Origin of the sequence: Niallia sp. FSL M8-0099, from assembly GCF_038006945.1 — a bacterium.
Lineage (GTDB): Bacteria > Bacillota > Bacilli > Bacillales > Cytobacillaceae > Niallia > Niallia circulans.
The window spans coordinates 1,332,937-1,349,898 of sequence record NZ_JBBOWF010000002.1; the positions used below are offsets into that span (position 1 = coordinate 1,332,937).

General features: G+C 36.9%; 18 protein-coding genes and 1 riboswitch. Of the genes, 2 read left to right on the forward strand and 16 right to left on the reverse strand.

Annotated elements, in window-relative coordinates; translation table 11 throughout:
• Nucleotides 1–109 precede the first annotated feature (109 nt).
• The 3 genes from NSQ92_RS21115 to NSQ92_RS21125 all read right to left on the reverse strand — a co-directional run bounded on the left by NSQ92_RS21115 (nucleotide 110) and on the right by NSQ92_RS21125 (nucleotide 1,962).
• Nucleotides 110–568, reverse strand: coding sequence for a threonine/serine exporter family protein (locus NSQ92_RS21115; RefSeq protein WP_047940821.1), 459 nt, complete (start codon nucleotides 566–568; stop codon nucleotides 110–112).
• Between the two features lie 15 nt (nucleotides 569–583).
• Entirely contained in the window at nucleotides 584–1,348 is a 765-nt protein-coding gene (locus NSQ92_RS21120) for a threonine/serine exporter family protein (RefSeq protein WP_341153193.1), read from the reverse strand.
• A 287-nt stretch (nucleotides 1,349–1,635) separates the two neighbouring features.
• Nucleotides 1,636–1,962 (reverse strand): MerR family transcriptional regulator, encoded by a 327-nt coding sequence (locus tag NSQ92_RS21125; RefSeq protein WP_047940823.1) that lies wholly within the window; start codon nucleotides 1,960–1,962, stop codon nucleotides 1,636–1,638.
• A gap of 252 nt (nucleotides 1,963–2,214) precedes the next feature.
• On the opposite strand from NSQ92_RS21125, the gene NSQ92_RS21130 reads away from it, so the two are divergent.
• A complete protein-coding gene (locus NSQ92_RS21130) occupies nucleotides 2,215–2,352 on the forward strand; it encodes a hypothetical protein (RefSeq protein WP_162837571.1) in 138 nt (45 codons plus the stop codon).
• A gap of 271 nt (nucleotides 2,353–2,623) precedes the next feature.
• Here NSQ92_RS21130 and NSQ92_RS21135 read toward each other — a convergent pair whose 3' ends face one another.
• The 9 genes from NSQ92_RS21135 to NSQ92_RS21175 form a co-directional block, all read right to left on the reverse strand.
• Entirely contained in the window at nucleotides 2,624–3,610 is a 987-nt protein-coding gene (locus NSQ92_RS21135) for an ABC transporter permease (protein WP_047940824.1), read from the reverse strand.
• Entirely contained in the window at nucleotides 3,607–4,548 is a 942-nt protein-coding gene (locus NSQ92_RS21140; RefSeq protein WP_047941032.1) for an ABC transporter ATP-binding protein, read from the reverse strand. Before NSQ92_RS21140 ends, NSQ92_RS21135 begins: the two co-directional genes overlap by 4 nt.
• Nucleotides 4,549–4,831: 283 nt before the next feature.
• Nucleotides 4,832–5,968, reverse strand: a complete 1,137-nt coding sequence (gene ald / locus NSQ92_RS21145) for an alanine dehydrogenase (protein ID WP_095258253.1) — start codon at nucleotides 5,966–5,968, stop codon at nucleotides 4,832–4,834.
• Between the two features lie 162 nt (nucleotides 5,969–6,130).
• Nucleotides 6,131–7,372 carry a PucR family transcriptional regulator gene (locus NSQ92_RS21150; RefSeq protein ID WP_095258254.1) on the reverse strand — a complete coding sequence of 414 codons (1,242 nt, stop codon included), beginning with the start codon at nucleotides 7,370–7,372 and terminating at the stop codon, nucleotides 6,131–6,133.
• A gap of 253 nt (nucleotides 7,373–7,625) precedes the next feature.
• On the reverse strand, nucleotides 7,626–8,321 hold the full coding sequence (gene chbG / locus NSQ92_RS21155; protein ID WP_341153304.1) for a chitin disaccharide deacetylase: 696 nt from the start codon (nucleotides 8,319–8,321) through the stop codon (nucleotides 7,626–7,628).
• Nucleotides 8,322–8,374: 53 nt separating this feature from the next.
• Nucleotides 8,375–9,712 (reverse strand): 6-phospho-beta-glucosidase, encoded by a 1,338-nt coding sequence (locus tag NSQ92_RS21160; protein WP_047940828.1) that lies wholly within the window; start codon nucleotides 9,710–9,712, stop codon nucleotides 8,375–8,377.
• Nucleotides 9,709–10,053, reverse strand: a complete 345-nt coding sequence (locus NSQ92_RS21165; RefSeq protein WP_341133401.1) for a PTS lactose/cellobiose transporter subunit IIA — start codon at nucleotides 10,051–10,053, stop codon at nucleotides 9,709–9,711. Before NSQ92_RS21165 ends, NSQ92_RS21160 begins: the two co-directional genes overlap by 4 nt.
• Before the next feature lie 19 nt (nucleotides 10,054–10,072).
• Nucleotides 10,073–11,431 carry a PTS sugar transporter subunit IIC gene (locus NSQ92_RS21170; RefSeq protein WP_047940830.1) on the reverse strand — a complete coding sequence of 453 codons (1,359 nt, stop codon included), beginning with the start codon at nucleotides 11,429–11,431 and terminating at the stop codon, nucleotides 10,073–10,075.
• Between the two features lie 4 nt (nucleotides 11,432–11,435).
• Nucleotides 11,436–11,744 (reverse strand): PTS sugar transporter subunit IIB, encoded by a 309-nt coding sequence (locus NSQ92_RS21175; protein ID WP_047940831.1) that lies wholly within the window; start codon nucleotides 11,742–11,744, stop codon nucleotides 11,436–11,438.
• Nucleotides 11,745–11,996: 252 nt separating this feature from the next.
• On the opposite strand from NSQ92_RS21175, the gene NSQ92_RS21180 reads away from it, so the two are divergent.
• Complete coding sequence (locus NSQ92_RS21180) at nucleotides 11,997–12,713, forward strand: GntR family transcriptional regulator (RefSeq protein ID WP_047941033.1); 717 nt, start codon at nucleotides 11,997–11,999, stop codon at nucleotides 12,711–12,713.
• Nucleotides 12,714–13,015: 302 nt separating this feature from the next.
• On the opposite strand, the gene thiW is transcribed toward NSQ92_RS21180, so the two are convergent.
• The 4 genes from thiW to NSQ92_RS21200 all read right to left on the reverse strand — a co-directional run bounded on the left by thiW (nucleotide 13,016) and on the right by NSQ92_RS21200 (nucleotide 16,626).
• Nucleotides 13,016–13,513, reverse strand: coding sequence for an energy coupling factor transporter S component ThiW (gene thiW, locus NSQ92_RS21185; RefSeq protein ID WP_047940833.1), 498 nt, complete (start codon nucleotides 13,511–13,513; stop codon nucleotides 13,016–13,018).
• Between the two features lie 159 nt (nucleotides 13,514–13,672).
• Nucleotides 13,673–13,782, reverse strand: a riboswitch (TPP riboswitch).
• 54 nt (nucleotides 13,783–13,836) lie between these two features.
• Nucleotides 13,837–14,859 carry an ABC transporter substrate-binding protein gene (locus tag NSQ92_RS21190; RefSeq protein WP_095258256.1) on the reverse strand — a complete coding sequence of 341 codons (1,023 nt, stop codon included), beginning with the start codon at nucleotides 14,857–14,859 and terminating at the stop codon, nucleotides 13,837–13,839.
• Nucleotides 14,860–15,021: 162 nt separating this feature from the next.
• Nucleotides 15,022–15,840, reverse strand: coding sequence for an ABC transporter permease (locus NSQ92_RS21195; RefSeq protein ID WP_061796938.1), 819 nt, complete (start codon nucleotides 15,838–15,840; stop codon nucleotides 15,022–15,024).
• Nucleotides 15,841–15,858: 18 nt separating this feature from the next.
• Complete coding sequence (locus NSQ92_RS21200) at nucleotides 15,859–16,626, reverse strand: ABC transporter ATP-binding protein (RefSeq protein WP_047940835.1); 768 nt, start codon at nucleotides 16,624–16,626, stop codon at nucleotides 15,859–15,861.
• Nucleotides 16,627–16,962 lie beyond the last annotated feature (336 nt).

The window sequence follows — 16,962 nt, forward strand, 5'->3', positions numbered from 1 at the left end:
GTGTTCCAAAAGAGAAACGTGTTGTTTCACAAGGATTCTGCCTCCCTTTTAGAAAAGAACAATAGAATTACTTTGCTTTATTGCTTAAAAAAAACTTGATAAAGGGGCTTTACCCTTTATCAAGTGACTTTTTCCGAGCGTTTGCCCGAAATATTAATTGATTAATTACTTCCGAAAACATTAAACCCATTGCAATAGATCCTGAAATTAAGCAGACCTTTGCTGCTAAGCTTACCGCTACATAATAATTATTCTCGACAAAATTACGCATCGCATTATAAGCAGTTCCCCCCGGAACTAAAGGAATGATTCCTGCGACACTAAATATAATAACTGGTGATTTATATATTCGGGCGAACACTTGACTTATGACGGCGACAAGAAAGGAGCCTGACAAGGCCGCAATTACTTCATTTTGATGAAAATGAACAATTGTCCAATATGCCATCCATCCAATTGTTCCTACAAATCCGCATTGAATTAATAATTTCCGAGGAATATGAAAAATAATTCCAAAGCCAAACGTTGCAACAAAGCTAGTTATTGCCTGTGCTAAAAATTCATTCATTACTTATTCCTCTCCTTAAAAAACAAAAAATGCAACGGCAATCCCTGAACCAATTGCTGTAGCTGTTAAAAAGGCCTCTGCCCCTTTTGAAATACCAGATACTAAATGACCTGCTATTAGATCCCGCACCGCGTTCGTAATAAGCAAACCTGGTACAAGCGGCATTACAGAGCCGATAATAATCTTATCTACCTCTTGACCAAAACCAATGGAAACAGAGAAAAAAGCTACTAGTCCAATAACAAATGCTGCCGAGAGCTCTGCAAAAAACTTTATTTGCAAAGCCTTATGAAAATACAAGGAACACAAAAAGCCTAAACCACCAGCTAGCAATGCAGGGATAAAATCGCCCCAAACTCCATCAAACATAATTAAAAAACAGCCACTTGCAATGGCAGCTGCGATGACTTGAAAGGAATCAGAATACGTACATTTTTCATCTTCCACATCTTTCAATAAATGGTACGCTTTCTTCATACTCACTGTTCCTGTGCTTATTTTACGTGAAATATCATTTACTCGAGCTACCTTTTCTAAATTAGTCGTCCGCTCAATAATCCGATTTAATTTCGTCTTTGTCGGTTCTACCCCTTCTAACGATAAAATAATGCCTGTTGGGGTTACAAAGCAGTCAGAATCGGTCACGCCATATGCAGTTGCTATTCTTGTCATTGTATCTTCTACTCGATGGGTCTCCGCTCCATTTTGGAGCATAATACTTCCTGCTAATATGCAGATCTCCATAATGTCATATGTTTTTTCCACTGATATATATGTCATACTATCTCTCCAACTAAAACAGTATAGGTACTTTTAAGATCCTCCATTAAACGCTTCATCTCATCAGTACTTTTAGCATTCTTTATTGATCATTTTAAAAAGCTATTTTTATCATAAGCAACAAATTACAGTTTATATGAAATATGGCTATTTTATCAATAATTGAAGGGAAAATAAAATAGAGGAATTTTTATTAACAAAACAGAAGAGTGAAAAAATTTTTTTCCAAAATAAAAAGTCCATTATGACATCAAATGGACTAAAAAAATAACATATAGTGTTTTTTATTAATCGTTCTGGATGCCAAATCTCGCATTGATTTGACCACGGAGCATTTGCTTTTTGACTTTCCGCTCTTCTTCTTCCTTGTTTTTTTTCATAATCTCTTGTCTAATTTCATGTGTCCGAACGCCTTCTTCTCGTTTATTAGCAATCTCAATTAGTCTTTCTACATCAGAGAATGAATATTTTCTATTTCCTCTTTCTGGTCTCTCCGGAAAAATTAATTTTCGCTGTTCATAATATCGAATTTGTCTTTCCGTTAATCCAGTTAGTTCACTTACAACACCAATAGTAATGACCTTTCTTTTCTTATAGGATGGTTCATGATCCATTACATCTCACCTCATGAAGTAAAGTAGTATTCTCATTTATCTTAATTATAATACTTTTCAGATAAAGAAAAATACCTTTTGTTATATTTCCTAACACAAAATTAAAAAAATAGGTAAGATTTCCTTACATTTTCAATGATTTTTTCTATATTTTCCGTTAAAATGCTAAATGTATAAACGATATTTTTTAATTTTCAGCCAAAGAATAGGTATTCGGTATTATTTTTTGTAAATGGAGAGGAGCCTTCTTAGATGATAACCAAAGAAGCAGTCGATTTAGCTAAAAAGATTGTGGAACTTGATCTTTTGAGAGACGAGATTTGGGAACACTTAGCAGAAGTTGCGGGTGAACACGCCCATGAACTTCTTCGAATTGTTCAGAATAGCTAAACAAACTGTATAACCTTTACAATTCATGTTGTTATATAGAGGAATTCCCAATCAAAATTGATTGATGGATTCCCCTTTATGTTTATAAACAGCGATTCTATCATTCATTTATTTCCAAAGAAACAAATCATGTCACCTTATTGTTAATAAACCTAACATCATTTTATAAGAATTTACCTACAATCGCAAGTGATTGTCTATTTTTTATGATATAAAAAACCATCTGTTAGTTCCCCATTAAAATGGGGAACTAACAGATGGTGATGATTCATTAAATACTAACATCCTTCTTTTTGAAAAACCAAAAAGTGATGATCATGATTATTGCATAGTAAACAAATAAGATACCTAAAGACATCGGCATGGTTACTGTTTCGATTATTTTATCTTCAAACAAGAAAATCGTTTGGTCTAAATGTGGGAACACTAACAGTTTTAGCCATGCATACTTTTCAGCTAATGATTGAATAATTTGGCCAATTGTTGAGGATACAAACAATATAAATACCCCAGCACCCACTGCAATTGCCTGATTTTTAAATAATGTCGATAGCATAAAGGATAAAGTTAATACAAACAATAATCCCGGTAAATAATATAGGATGCTTTTCAAAAAGAACGGTCCACCACTTGCTACAATTTGGTCAACTGTCCCAAAAACAAGCACTTTATCTTCAAAATTTCCTACTCCAAAGAAAACAATACTTACTAAATAGCCAACAAGCATTAAAAATGCAACTAAAATGGCAGTATATATCAATAAAGCAATATATTTAGATAAAAGGATTGCCCAACGTTTATACGGTCGAATCAGCAATTGCTTAATGGTTCCATCAGAGAATTCCGAGGAAACGCTGCCCGCGCATATAATTACCACAAATAAAGTTACTAGAGACTTCATGCCAATAACCATTCCATTCATATTGGACCAAGTAGTTGAATATGGACTGACATCCTGCTTTAAATTATTTTGATAATCTTGGATTTTCATTTCAATCGATTCTTTCGTATCATCCCAATCAAAATCTTTTCCACTTTCTATTAAACTATCCTCTGTCTTAGCTGTAGGCAGCTTCTGTTCCAGCTCGGTTATTTCCGCTTGCACTTTCGCACGCCAGTCATCTCCTTTATATTGGGGAGTTATCTTCGTTTCCAAGAAACTTCCGCCAATAAGGGCAAATAGGAGAATGATCGGAAATATCCAGCTGTTTTTCTTTTCCCAAATCTTTATAAGTTCATTTTGTACTAATCCAATCATTTTGTTTCCTCCTCTCTCTTCTGATTGGTTATTTCTAAGAAGCGATCCTCTAATGTAGCTTTTACAACATAAATGCCGTATACGGCAACATTGTTCTCGACAAACAGCTTATTAACAAGAGGAATTGAATCTTTAGGCAGCTTCGCCATCAACTCGCTGCCTTTTACGGAGCTTTCTTCGACTTCATATTCACTATTACGAAGGAGTTCAACCGCTTTTTCCGGCGAGTCTAATTCAAACGTTACTTCCCTTACACTTACTTCTTCTTCCGAAACCGTTTCATCCATATTGGAGATATGAATTAATTTTCCCTTTTCAATAATCGCAAATCGATGACACATTAATTGCATTTCCGATAAAAGGTGAGAAGATACTAAAACAGAAATCCCTTCGCTCGCCAATAAATGCAAATAATCACGAAATTCGCGAATCCCTTGGGGGTCTAAACCATTTGTAGGTTCATCTAGAATAAGAAGAGCTGGTTTATGTAATAACGCCTGCGCAACCCCAAGGCGCTGTCTCATACCAAGTGAATAGGTCTTCACTTTTTGATGAATGGCATTTTCTAATCCTACTAGTTTAATTACTTCATTAAAGCGTTCTTCCGAAATTGGCTCTTTAGCCATTCTTGCATAATGCTTTAAATTCTTATATCCACTCATATATTTATAGAACTCAGGATTTTCTACGATCGCACCTAAACTGCTCATCGCTTCTGAAAAATTCTCATCCACGTTATAGCTATCTATGACCACTTTTCCATTCGTTCTATTTATTAGATTAACAATCATGCGGATAATCGTTGTTTTCCCCGCTCCGTTTGGACCTAATAACCCAAATATCTCCCCTTTTTCCACAGAAAAACTAACATTATCAACAATGTTCCTGCCTTTAATTCTCTTAGTGAGATTTGTGACTTCTAATGCATTTAAGCTCATTTTTTTCTCCCTTCTATATAATTGCTCTAAAGTAGTTCCCTCTACCCACAAGATGTATTCCTTCACTTTCCGTATACTAATACGATTTTTTTTAGGAAAAGTTTCAATTAAATAAACTTTTTTGGAAATTTTTTTCTCCAATATGACAACAGACTGGCTGATTACATGTTTTTTCTAATGAGAGCAGGCCAAATTTGCTATAACTCTTAGGAAAAACAAATAAAAAAACCGCTCGCCTTTGATTTATTCAGAGGGAACGGTTGTGGCTATTCTTATAGAATTATTAAACAGTGGTTGTTGATAAATTGTTAATAAGTTCTTGAACTGATTTATATTCATAACCAAGATCTTTCGCTACTGGAGCAGAGGTGATTTGTCCAGCAAAAGTATTTACACCTTGTTTAATAGCGTAATTCGTTTCAATTGCTGTTACTGCGCCTAGATTAGCAATTTGAAGTGCATATGGCATTGTTACATTTGTTAAGGCAATCGTAGATGTTCTCGGAACAGCACCAGGCATATTTGCTACAGCATAATGCACAACTCCATGCTTCACATAGGTAGGATTATCATGGGTAGTGATATGATCTACTGTTTCAAAAATCCCACCTTGATCAATTGCCACATCCACAATAACAGAACCTGGAGCCATCTTCTTCACCATCGCTTCTGTTACTAGCTTCGGTGCCTTTGCACCTGGAATTAATACAGCACCAATCACCAAATCTGCATTCACTACAGCTTCTTCAATGTTTGCTGGGTTAGAAATAACAGTACTTAGGCTTGCACCAAATTGATTATCTAACTCTCTTAATCTTTCTGGATTTAAGTCTAACAACGTTACATTCGCCCCTAAGCCAATGGCGATTTTCGCTGCATTCATTCCCACAACTCCACCGCCAATGATGGTTACATTCCCTTTTTTGACACCAGGGACACCTGCTAATAAGATTCCCTTTCCTCCATGAGGCTTTTCTAAGAACTGAGCACCAATTTGAACAGCCATTCTTCCTGCAACCTCACTCATTGGTGTCAATAATGGTAATTTACCATTTACTTCAATTGTTTCATAAGCGATTCCAGTCACGCCATTCTCCGTTAACGCCTTTGCTAGTTCCTGTTCTGCCGCTAAATGTAAGTACGTAAATAAAATAAGTCCTTTGCGGAAATATTGGTATTCTGAAGCGAGCGGTTCTTTTACTTTTATAATCATTTCTGCTGTATTCCATACTTGAGCAGCTGAGTCAATTATCTGCGCACCCGCCGCCGCATATTCTTCATCTGTAAAGCCACTGCCGATTCCTGCATTTTGTTCTACTAAAATTTCGTGGCCGCTATTCTTTAAATAAGACACACCGGAAGGAGTAATTGCGACCCTATTTTCATTGTTTTTAATTTCCTTTGGAATACCAATAATCATGAGAATTCCCCCTTGTTATAAAAACTAACACTAATTGTTAGTTGTCTTAATATTATAATAGGACGAATTCAGAAAATTATCTTTGTTAAAATTAATGAAACAAAAATCGCTCATTTGTGAAAAAACACAAAGGGAAAAGAGGAAAGGTTTCTAATCCTATTTCTATTCTTTCTGCCAATGCATTAATTTTAAATCTAAGTAGATCATAAATTTTTGACTAGGCACCGACAAATCCACTTCCATGATTTCTACCATCCGCTTTAAACGATAAGTAAGCGTATTAGGATGGATGTGCAAACGTGCAGCTGTCTTTTGAATATTTTCACTTTCATCTAAGTAAGCTTCTAAGGTTGCTAATAATTCTGTATGATGGGTTGAATCATATTTTTTTAGATTTCGAATGGCAACATTTTCCGATCCATCTTGTCTTCGTTTTTCTAAGAGGATATCTAAAAACTGATAGATACCTAACTCTTGGTAGTGAACGAATGCCCCTGCTTCCTGAGGGAATTTCTCACGTACCTCTAAAACAGTCCTCGCTTCTCTGAAACTCTTTGGTATATCTCGATACTGTTTGTAAATTCCTCCAAAGGACCCCCTTACTTCTTTAATAGAAAATCTTTCTTCTAGGTTTTGTTGAAAACTACTAATAAATTTTTTATAACAAGCAATAGAATCCCCGTTATCCTCAAGGGGAGTTGCCAAAATAATTAATTCGTTATCTTCAATAGTAGAGAAAGAAATTTTTACATCTTGGGATACCTTCAATAGATAGAGGATATGCTTTTCTATTTCCTTTGTAATCATTTTAGAAAACGGAAAAATCATCACCGTGAAGCAAGCTGCTGCAGGCATTCCCATTTCCTTTAATTTTTCGTCTATATCTGTCTCTTTCACATACCCAGTTAACATTCTCCAAAAAAATTCTTGATTGTCCTGTAAAGTAGGAGTTTTACTTGCAGCAAAGCGTGACAATAAATGACGCGCTACTGACGCCGCGTTCTCTAAAAACCCCATCTTTTCCTCTGTTAGAGGGGTACCCATTTCAATGGCCCAAATATATCCGATTACCTCCTCCCCTCTCCAAATGGAAACTGCCACCCGATTTCCAAGGCCGATTTCCTTTTTCTCTTTAATTCGAATTGGCTTTTTACTTTGAAGAAGCTGCGGAATCACTCCATCCTTCCATAAACGATTGATTACTCTCTCCGGAACCCTGCGGCTAATTATGGTAGAGATTCTGACCATATCCGTTTCTTCGTCATGACTGCTGTATACTAGCACACGATGATGAGGATCCTCCAACGTAATCGGACATCCTAATAATTCACTAACATGATCTACAAAACTTTCAAGGGAATCATACATATCCCTTCTAAACGGGTTTCGCGGCTCAGCTGTCATCCATCTACTCCTCTCCAAAACGCTTACTAAAATCGTTCAATCTTGTTATATCTTTATTTTATCTCGTTTATAACGCTTTCAACAATAAGAATCTTTAGAAGATTATATTCTTTCGGCCAAAACAGTGTCACTTCTCATTTGCTTGTTCTCTCTAGTAAAAAGCATTAGAGGTTGTTTCCCTTTTATCTTTCCCCCAACAAAAAACCTCTCAAAAGAATTTACTCCTTTGAAAGGTCTGTCATGCAGGATTAAATTAGCCGTTTATTAGGCTTGTTTCCATTAATATCTTTGTTTCTTTTATCCTTTGCATATTATAAGATGATTCTTGTATTAATGTCTCATCTATATAAGCGGGATGTGTCATTACTTCAATGCTTTTTCCAAGTTCCACACGCTCTCCTAATTTTTCAAAATAATTCTCTGTAATTCCATCACCATAGAAATCATCAAAAAAAATATCGGTTAATATTTGAATATCCGTAAAATGAGAACCTGCATTTCTCACAGGTATCTCATACTTATCTGATAACCTTTTTATCACTGGATAGAATTCTTTTATTCCGTGCACATGATGATGACTATCTAAATGAGAAGGAGTAAGATTGGCAGCAAGGTATTTTTCAATTTGTGCTGTCCATTCTCTTTCTAAATCATCTAAGCTTATAGATTCTGGATCACCATATACCAATGTCTGCTTTTTAAAATTACCTGCTTCATCTACAAGTGTTGGAACATCATGTAAAAGTGGCCTTCCCCATGTTAATACAAGATGGACGCCAACCTTTAAAGAAGGTGTATCCTTTGCTAAAGTGATGGCATGCTTTGTCGCTTTTGCATTCATCATCATGGTTGTGGAAGTAACAATTCCCTTAAGATGGGAATCAACAATTCCATAATTGACTCCTCGGCTAAAACCAAAATCATCTGCATTAATGATTATTTTTGTCATGGATTCGTCTCCTTTAAAGCTAGTCATGTGTTTCATTCAGCATAACTCCGCTTTTACATACGAATACTTTCCTTTTCCGTGAAAAACTGTGGTAAATATTCCTTATGTGCTTCAAGCATCTCATCTAGGATCAGTTTAGCAATTCGATCGCTTGGGACAAGGGGATTAATGGTCATAGCAAGCAATGCTTTATCATAGTTACCGGAAATAGCTGCTTCTATCGCTACCCTTTCAAAGGACTTGATTTGGGTTACTAATCCTTGAACTGCTACTGGAAGTTCTCCAACTGCTATTGGCTTGGGACCATCCTTGGTAATTATACAGCTTACTTCTACCGCTGATTCATATGGAATTCCTGTAATGGCACCATGATTAGCAGTATTCACCGCTTGAATATCACATTTATCTGTATAAATGGAGCAAATTAAACGTACAGCAGCGTCACTATAGTAAGCTCCTCCGCGCTTTTCTAACTGAGGGGGTTTAATCGCTAATTCTGGGTCTTTATATAATTCAAACAACCCCTCTTCTAACTTCTGTACAACCTCTGCTCGTGTTTTCCCCTTTTCTGCTTCCTTTAATTCCTGGGCGAGCACATCTCCTGTTTTATAATAATAGTTGTGATAAGGGCAAGGAAATAAATTCAATCCTCTTAAAAACGAGGGTTCCCAGCCCATCGCGTGAATATTTTGCATCGTAATAGCCTTTTCCGGATCTGTGATTAACTTAATGACCTGTTCCTTTACACTTTTACCATCTATATAAACGTCTAGGCCGTAAACCATATGATTTAACCCTGCAAAATCAATTCTTACTCTGGCAGGATCAACTGCTAGTAAATCAGCAACCCCCCGTTCCATCCCGATTGGCACATTACACAAGCCAGCAACTTTTGTGATACGACTGTGGCGAAGAACTGCTTCTGTTACCATTCCAGCTGGATTTGTAAAATTTATGAGCCAGGCATTCGGACAAAGCTCCTCCATTTCTTTCGCTATTTCTAAAATAACCGGAATAGTTCGAAAAGCTTTAAATAACCCCCCAGGTCCATTTGTTTCCTGTCCGATGACTCCATACTTCAAAGGAATTTTTTCATCAAGTGCTCTTGCAGCGAGCTGACCGACTCGTAATTGTGTTGTAACAAAATCCGCTCCCTCCAGAGCCTTTTTTCGATCCAGCGTAAGAAGAATATCAATAGAAACTCCCGCTTTCTTTACCATTCTACGCGCAAGCTCCCCAACAATTTCTAACTTTTCCTTTCCTTCCTCAATATCTACCAGCCAAATTTCTTTAACTGGTAACTCGTTATGATATTTAATAAAGCCTTCTATTAGTTCCGGTGTATAGCTTGAGCCACCTCCAATAGTTACAATTTTTAAACCGCGACTCATTCTACCGACCCCTTTCTCGTTGTCTGTTGCATACACTCCTGCCGTAAATCAATTATTTCAACCGCAAGATCCTTCAATGTCATTGCATTCATTAAGTGATCCTGTGCATGAATAAGAATAATCGGAATCATAAATTGATCTCCGCCGGCTTCAAGATGGAGTAATTTGGTCTGGATTTTATGAGCCTCCGATAGTTCTGTTTCCGACTCTGTTATCTTCTTTTTGGCTTCAGCAAAATCCTTTTTTTTCGCGTCTTGAATTGCTTCCATCGCAAAGCTTCTCGCATTTCCACTATGTAATATCAGCTGAAAGGAGAGTTGGTATAATTCTTCCTTATTCATGTTTGCACCCTTCTTTCCTTTAGAGACTAACTGAATCCGAATCTTTCGTAAGCTCTGTTTTATTTTTGGAATCAATTTTTACTTGTGCATAAACAAATGGTAAATAAACAACTGTTGATATCAGTAAATTTAATGCTGCCAAACCAGCTCCCCAAAAGCTTCCCCCCGTCGCTAAGTACCCGCCAATTATCGGTGGTGTAACCCATGGAATCTTAGCCGTTACCGGTGGAACGATGCCATACTGCACAGCAAGATAAGAAATGACAGTTGTAATAACTGGCCCAATTACAAATGGAATAAACCAAATAGGGTTTAAGACGATTGGCAAACCAAAAAGGATTGGTTCATTAATTTGGAATACCCCAGGCGCCCCGCCAAGACCAATCATTTGTTTATACCGTTTTCTCCCTGCAATTATCATCGCAATAATTAATCCTAAAGTAGCACCTGATCCGCCCAAGTAAACAAATGCATCTAGGAAGGATCCAGCTAAAATATGATATTCTCCTAATGCTTGAATTCCTGATTGAGCTAAATCAATGTTTTCTGCTCCTGTTTTTTCAAATAATGGTGTCGTAATCCCACCTAATATGTTTGGACCATGAAGTCCAACCATCCAGAATAAATGCACTAATAAAACAATTAATACTGCAAATGGAAGGGAATCAACTGCATTTGTTAATGGAGAGACAATAACCGTATTTAACCAATCATTTAGAACTTTTCCATCTGTTATCATTCTGAAGATAACGCCAAACACGCCAACTAGAAAAATAGTTCCCATACCTGGTACTAATTTAGCAAAGGATTTTGAAACAGCCGGCGGTACTCCATCTGGCATTTTAATGATTAAAGCCTTGATTTTCGATAAGCGCAAGAAAATTTCTGTAGCGATTATCGCTACGATAATAGCAGTAAAAAGGGCAGTGGCATTGAAGTAATTGACAGATACTAGCCCCCAGACTCCACCTGCAACTGTTTCAGTAGCGGCTTCATCTATTGGTAACGTGACACTTGCTGTTTGGGGCAAAAGTAAAAAGAAACATGCAGCAGAAATAAGCATTGCTTCAAACCCTTCATCCCCATAGGATCTAGCTAATTTATAGGAAATCCCAAAGACTGCAAATACAGAAAGAAAAGCAAATGTTCCAAACCATATGTCCCCGCCCAAAGTCGACCAGTTAGCTCCGAATATCGCTTCCATCATTTTTCCATAAGGGGGAATAATTTGACCGAGATTATTAAAAAGTACAGCAAATGAACCTACAATGGTAATAGCAATCATTCCAATTAACGTATCCCTGATAGCAAGCAAATGTCTTTGATTACCAAGCTTTAATGCAAAAGGCATAATATATTTTTCAATAAATCCCATCATCTCTTTATTCCCCCTTTATTAAAGCTGTGGCATGTTCTAACACTTTTTCACCATTACATAATCCATAGTCCTGTGGATTAATTGTTGCAACTGGAATTCCTCTTTGGTCGCCGGCCTTTTTTACTTGTGGTAATAGAAATCGTACTTGAGGACCTAACAAAATAACATCAGCTTTCTCTATCTCGTTGTTCACTTCTGAGGCTGCTATTGCCCAAATCTTGCAGTCTATCCCTTGGTTTCTGGCACTTTGCTCCATCTTTGAAACTAATAAACTTGTAGACATTCCGGCTGAACAACATAGTAAAATATTCACTATTCCATCCCCTTTTAATTGATAGATTATTCCGATATTTTATTCTAAAAAATGTTTCCTTTCGTACGTCTTTTTATCAGCCACCCTTCTTAGGAAAGTAGTAACATCTTATATTTATATTGTAATAACAAATACGACGTATTTCAATACAAATTTATTTGTTATTACAAATTTGTTATTTATTTGCTTATTAGGAATAGAAAAGATATTCTATATTTAGGGACAATATGGAGGGAAACGATTGTGGAAGAAATGAACAAAGATGCTGCGCTACACTCGATTGTAAAAGAGTCCATTATCGACATGATTAAAAGCGGCGAATATCAACCAAATACTAAATTACCAACCGAAGCTGAATTTTGTAACACATTCGGTGTCAGCAGAACAACGATTCGCACAGCCCTTCAACAACTAACAGTTGAGGGCTATGTTTATCGAGTACAAGGGAAAGGTACCTTTGTAGCCGAAAATAAAATCAAACAATCTTTAACTAGTACAGTAGAGCAATTCTCTGAACAAATTACTTTGCAAGGGAAAGCCCCGTCTATCAAGGTGCTTCAGCTGAAGGTTATTGAAGCGACCGATTTTCTAGCCAAGCAATTCAATCAAAATATAGGGGATCCCGTTAACTGCTTAGAACGCATGCGCTATGTAAATGATGCTCCACTACAATATGAAATCTCTTATCTGCCTTGGCACAAGGCACCAGGATTAGATAGCGCTGCTTGCGAAAAGTCTTTATACAAAATGCTGGAAACGAAGTATAATATAAAAATCCGCAAAACAATAGAGCACTTAGAATTAGTTTTAGCAGATGACACTATTTCTAAGAAATTGGAAATTCCTGCAGGATCCCCTTGCTTTCTACTTGAAACCTTTGCTTATGCAGAAGATGAAACTGCCATTGAATATTCCAAAACTATTTTCCGAGGAGACAGAGCACACTTTGTTATTGAGCGGAATTATTGAAGAAGGCAATCAAAAGGATATTTGTAATAACAAATATCCTTTTTTGTTCCAACTGTTTTTCCTCTATTCTCTTCATTCTAACTTCCCTTTCCCAGCCTTCTCCCTCGCTTAGTTTTCCACAATAAATCCACAGAACATCTTTTCTTCTACTAAATATCACCTGATTCCTACTTAGTTTTCCACAAATACAATAAAAATTACCTATGTTATCCACATACTATCCACAAAATCAATATATTTATCCACAAAAAGACCGGTTATCCCATAAGTATGTTCTAACCGGTCCTTCATCTATTATGCTGCTAATTTTGAGTTAACATTTGAATTGATTTTATTTTTACTAAACGACTTACTAAGATGACACCAATGATGGATCCTGCAAAACTGCTAACAGCAAAGGATGGCAAATAAAATAGAGCACCCGTTTTTGTCCCTAAGAAAAACGATGCATATGGTACTGCCACTAAGGAGGCGATGACGCCTGTTCCAATAAATTCACCTAAAGCTGCAAAGATTGGCTTAGCTGTTTTATGAAATAGATAGCCTGCCAAAAGTGCACCTATCATACTTCCCGGAAATGCTAATAAGGATCCCGTTCCTAATAGGTTTCTTAACAAGGAAGTAGCAAAAGCAATGATAACTGCTGGAACCGGTCCAAGTATTGCTCCCGCTATTACATTTAAAGCATGCTGAACAGGATATGCCTTGGCAATACCTGCCGGAAACCATACTAAGGTTGAGCCATATGTCCCAATTGCCGTAAACATGGCCATAATCACCAATAATTTAATTCTTTTCATCGTAATTATTTCCTCCACTCAAAATAGTTTTAAGCATGGAGACTAAGCAAACCTTCTATTGACTAGACCCAAAAGGCTTACAGGGCTATTAAACGACGGCTTTTCACAAACTAAAAAAGCCAGATCTAAATAGACCTGACTGCTAAAGTCAAAAGAAATAGAGTGAATCCGCTACTTCCCTACGCTGGTATGATCCAGATCAGGTCGTTAGGGTTAAAAAACGAATTTGTTTTTCTCTCAGCCACCAACTGGCACCCCTAGTAGTCCATATATGCTTATACCTTCATTTTAACTTATTTCATTTAGGACGCAAAGAATTATTCTTATTGTTTCTTGGACAATTTATCCACAAACTGCATATCGATTAATTCTTCGTATTTATAGCCTTCCGTATAGACACCCGTTTTCTCGACAACATCCATTGGTTTTGCAACAGCTTCCTCTGAGATGTAACCGTCCTTGCTCCATAATTCATCAGCATAAGCACGATCCAAAGATGCTTGTAAAATCTCATCTGATGTAGATGGAAATTCTGCTTTTAACACTTTCATGGATAGGTCTGGGTCTTCATCCACCTTCTTAAGTCCTTTTAAAACAGCTTTTACAAAGCTTTCCACAACTTCCGGCTCTTTCTCAATTGTGGATTTTTTTACACTGACAACAGAATAAGGATAGTCTCCCAAACTGGCAAAACTGTAGAATGGCTCTTTCCATGCTCCCTTTTTCATTCCTTCTGTGATTTGCGGTTCTCCACCATTAGCAATATCGGCATTTCCGGATTCTACAAGGGAAACTACTGCACTGGCATCAGCTGGTTCTTCTAACTTCACATCTTTTTCCGGATCTAAACCTAGCTCCATTAACAGCCATCTAGTTAAAAGATTGGGACTACCACCATAGCGCCCAGCTGCAATAACTTTTCCTTTTAAGTAAGCTGCCAGCTCTTCATCGTTTGTACCATCAATCGTTTCCTCTGAGTTTCCCATCAAATAAACATTAGCGCGGTTAACGACGTTTACTACTGACTGAATCGGATCAGAGCTTCCTAAATTGGCCATTTGCACAGAATCTGGTCCGCCCATAACACCCCAGGCATCACCACTAACAACGGATGTAACATGGGCACCTCCTGTTGCTGTAATGACTTCTACTTCCAATCCCTCTTCTTTAAAATAACCTTCTTCTATGGCAACATACAGTGGAAGATAGCCGATCAAATGTACTGGCTCTGAAATAACAATCTTCCTCAATCCATCCTTCGTTCCCTTTTCTTCTTTTGAAGAACATCCTGCAAGGATTAAGACAAAACTAAGACACATAAGCAGAAAAAGCCTCCACTTTTTCAAGGCAAAGCCCCCTTTTTCATATATGAATAGAATGGGAAATTTAGTAGTAGATAAGAAAATGAAGATGAACCAGAAGTATATTGCGGATAATGGAAATACATATTCTATTTCATATATATGGAACATTTTTCTCTTTATGTTCTTTTCAAAGGGGAAAATATTTTATTCCGCATTTCTTCCTCGCAAAAGAAGCTTTTCTATCCATACTGTAGCAAAGTACATCACAATCGAAAGAATAGACAGCACAGCTACGCCCACCCAGACAAGATTGATATTCATAATCTGCCCAGCATATAGGATCATTCGGCCAATCCCTTGTCTAGAGCTGATAAATTCCCCGACAATTGTACCAGCCAATGCTAATGCTATGTTAATTTTCAAACTGCTTACAATCCACGGCATTGTCGTTGGTATGACAACTTTAGTGAAAACATGCCATTTCTTTGCACCAAGGGAATACATTAATTTTTCTAAATCTTTATCTACTGCCTTCACTCCACTGTAAGCAGCAAGAGCTGTTGTAATAATAGTCATCATAAAGGCAAGTACTACCTTGGAGCTAAACCCTATTCCAAATAAAATAACAAGAACTGGCGCAAGAGCTAGCTTCGGTACTGCATTAAAGGCAATTAAATAAGGTTCTGAAATACGTGCATAATAGTAAGACCACCAAAAGGAAAGTCCTAATAGGGCGCCAAAGAAGGTTCCTAGTCCAAAACCAAAGATAGTCGCACCAGAGGTATATAATAAATCACTCCATAAAGATCCTTCTGTCCAAGCTATATAACCCGTCTTCCATATTGTTGATGGACTGCTCCAATAATACGAATCAATTAGTTTCCACTTGGAAAGCAGCTCCCACGCAAGGAGAAATATAATTCCAAAGCTCCATTGCCCAATGCGAGTAAATTTCCTTTTTCTTCGGGCAATGACCTCATCATCCTCTATATAAAGAACCTTCGTTTTATCCTTTGATTCCATCTCTCCATTCCTCCCTCCCTATTTTGTTTCTTCTGTTGATTTTAGTGCTTGTAGTACATATTCTTTTAATTGAATAAATTTAGAGTCTAGTAGTGTTTGTTCATTTCTTGGTCTTGGTAATTGGATTGATACCTTCTCCTTAATGGTGCCTGGTCTTGGCGTCAAAATATATATATCATCTGATAAAAAAATGGCTTCATCTATATCATGGGTGATAAACAAAATAGTTTTCTTAAAATCTCCCCATATTTGCAAAAGCCATTCCTGCATAAATAAGCGTGTTTGTGCATCTAAGGCGCCAAAAGGTTCATCCAGTAAAATAACATCTTGGTCATAAAGCAATGTTCGCAACAAAGCCGCACGCTGCCTCATTCCTCCAGAAAGTTCTTCCGGAAAATGCTTTTCAAACCCTTCCAATCCATATCTCTCTAATAAAGGTAATGCTCTTTGGATCGCCTCTTTTTTAGGAACACCCTTTACCTCCAATCCTAAAATCACATTATGAAGAATATTTCTCCACGGAAGAAGCAAGTCTTTTTGAAGCATATAGCCAACATGCCCACTCTTTCCAACAATGTCCCTTCCGTCTAACAAGACATGACCTGTTGATGGTGTTATTAATCCTGCAATTATATTAAATAGTGTTGATTTTCCACATCCACTTGGGCCGATAATACTGACAAATTTCCCTTCTGGAATCTGCAAATTTGTATCCTTTAATGCGAAAAACTCCTTGCCATTTTTTCGAAAAACCTTACTACTGTCCTTAACCTCTAATTTATACAATTACAGCCCTCCGTTCTAAAATATTCATATTTTTAATAGATTTTTTATAGACCAATTTCTCGTTCCTGTTATAATCAGCTGATTTATCGTTCCCTTCACATGGTCTCTTGTAATGGAGAAAAAAGTGATCAACAGCCTTTAAAACTCCCTATTGCCAATGAATATGCCATGCTTCTAAATTTGCTCTTGCTATACTATATGTAAAATTAGGCGAATGGGTAATTATTATAGAAAAAAGTTCAATCGAATAAATGATGGCTTTACAGGAGACTATTCCGAAATCAATATTCTGAAAATTTTCACGACTACAGCTTATCCACCAGCATTTCTATGTTA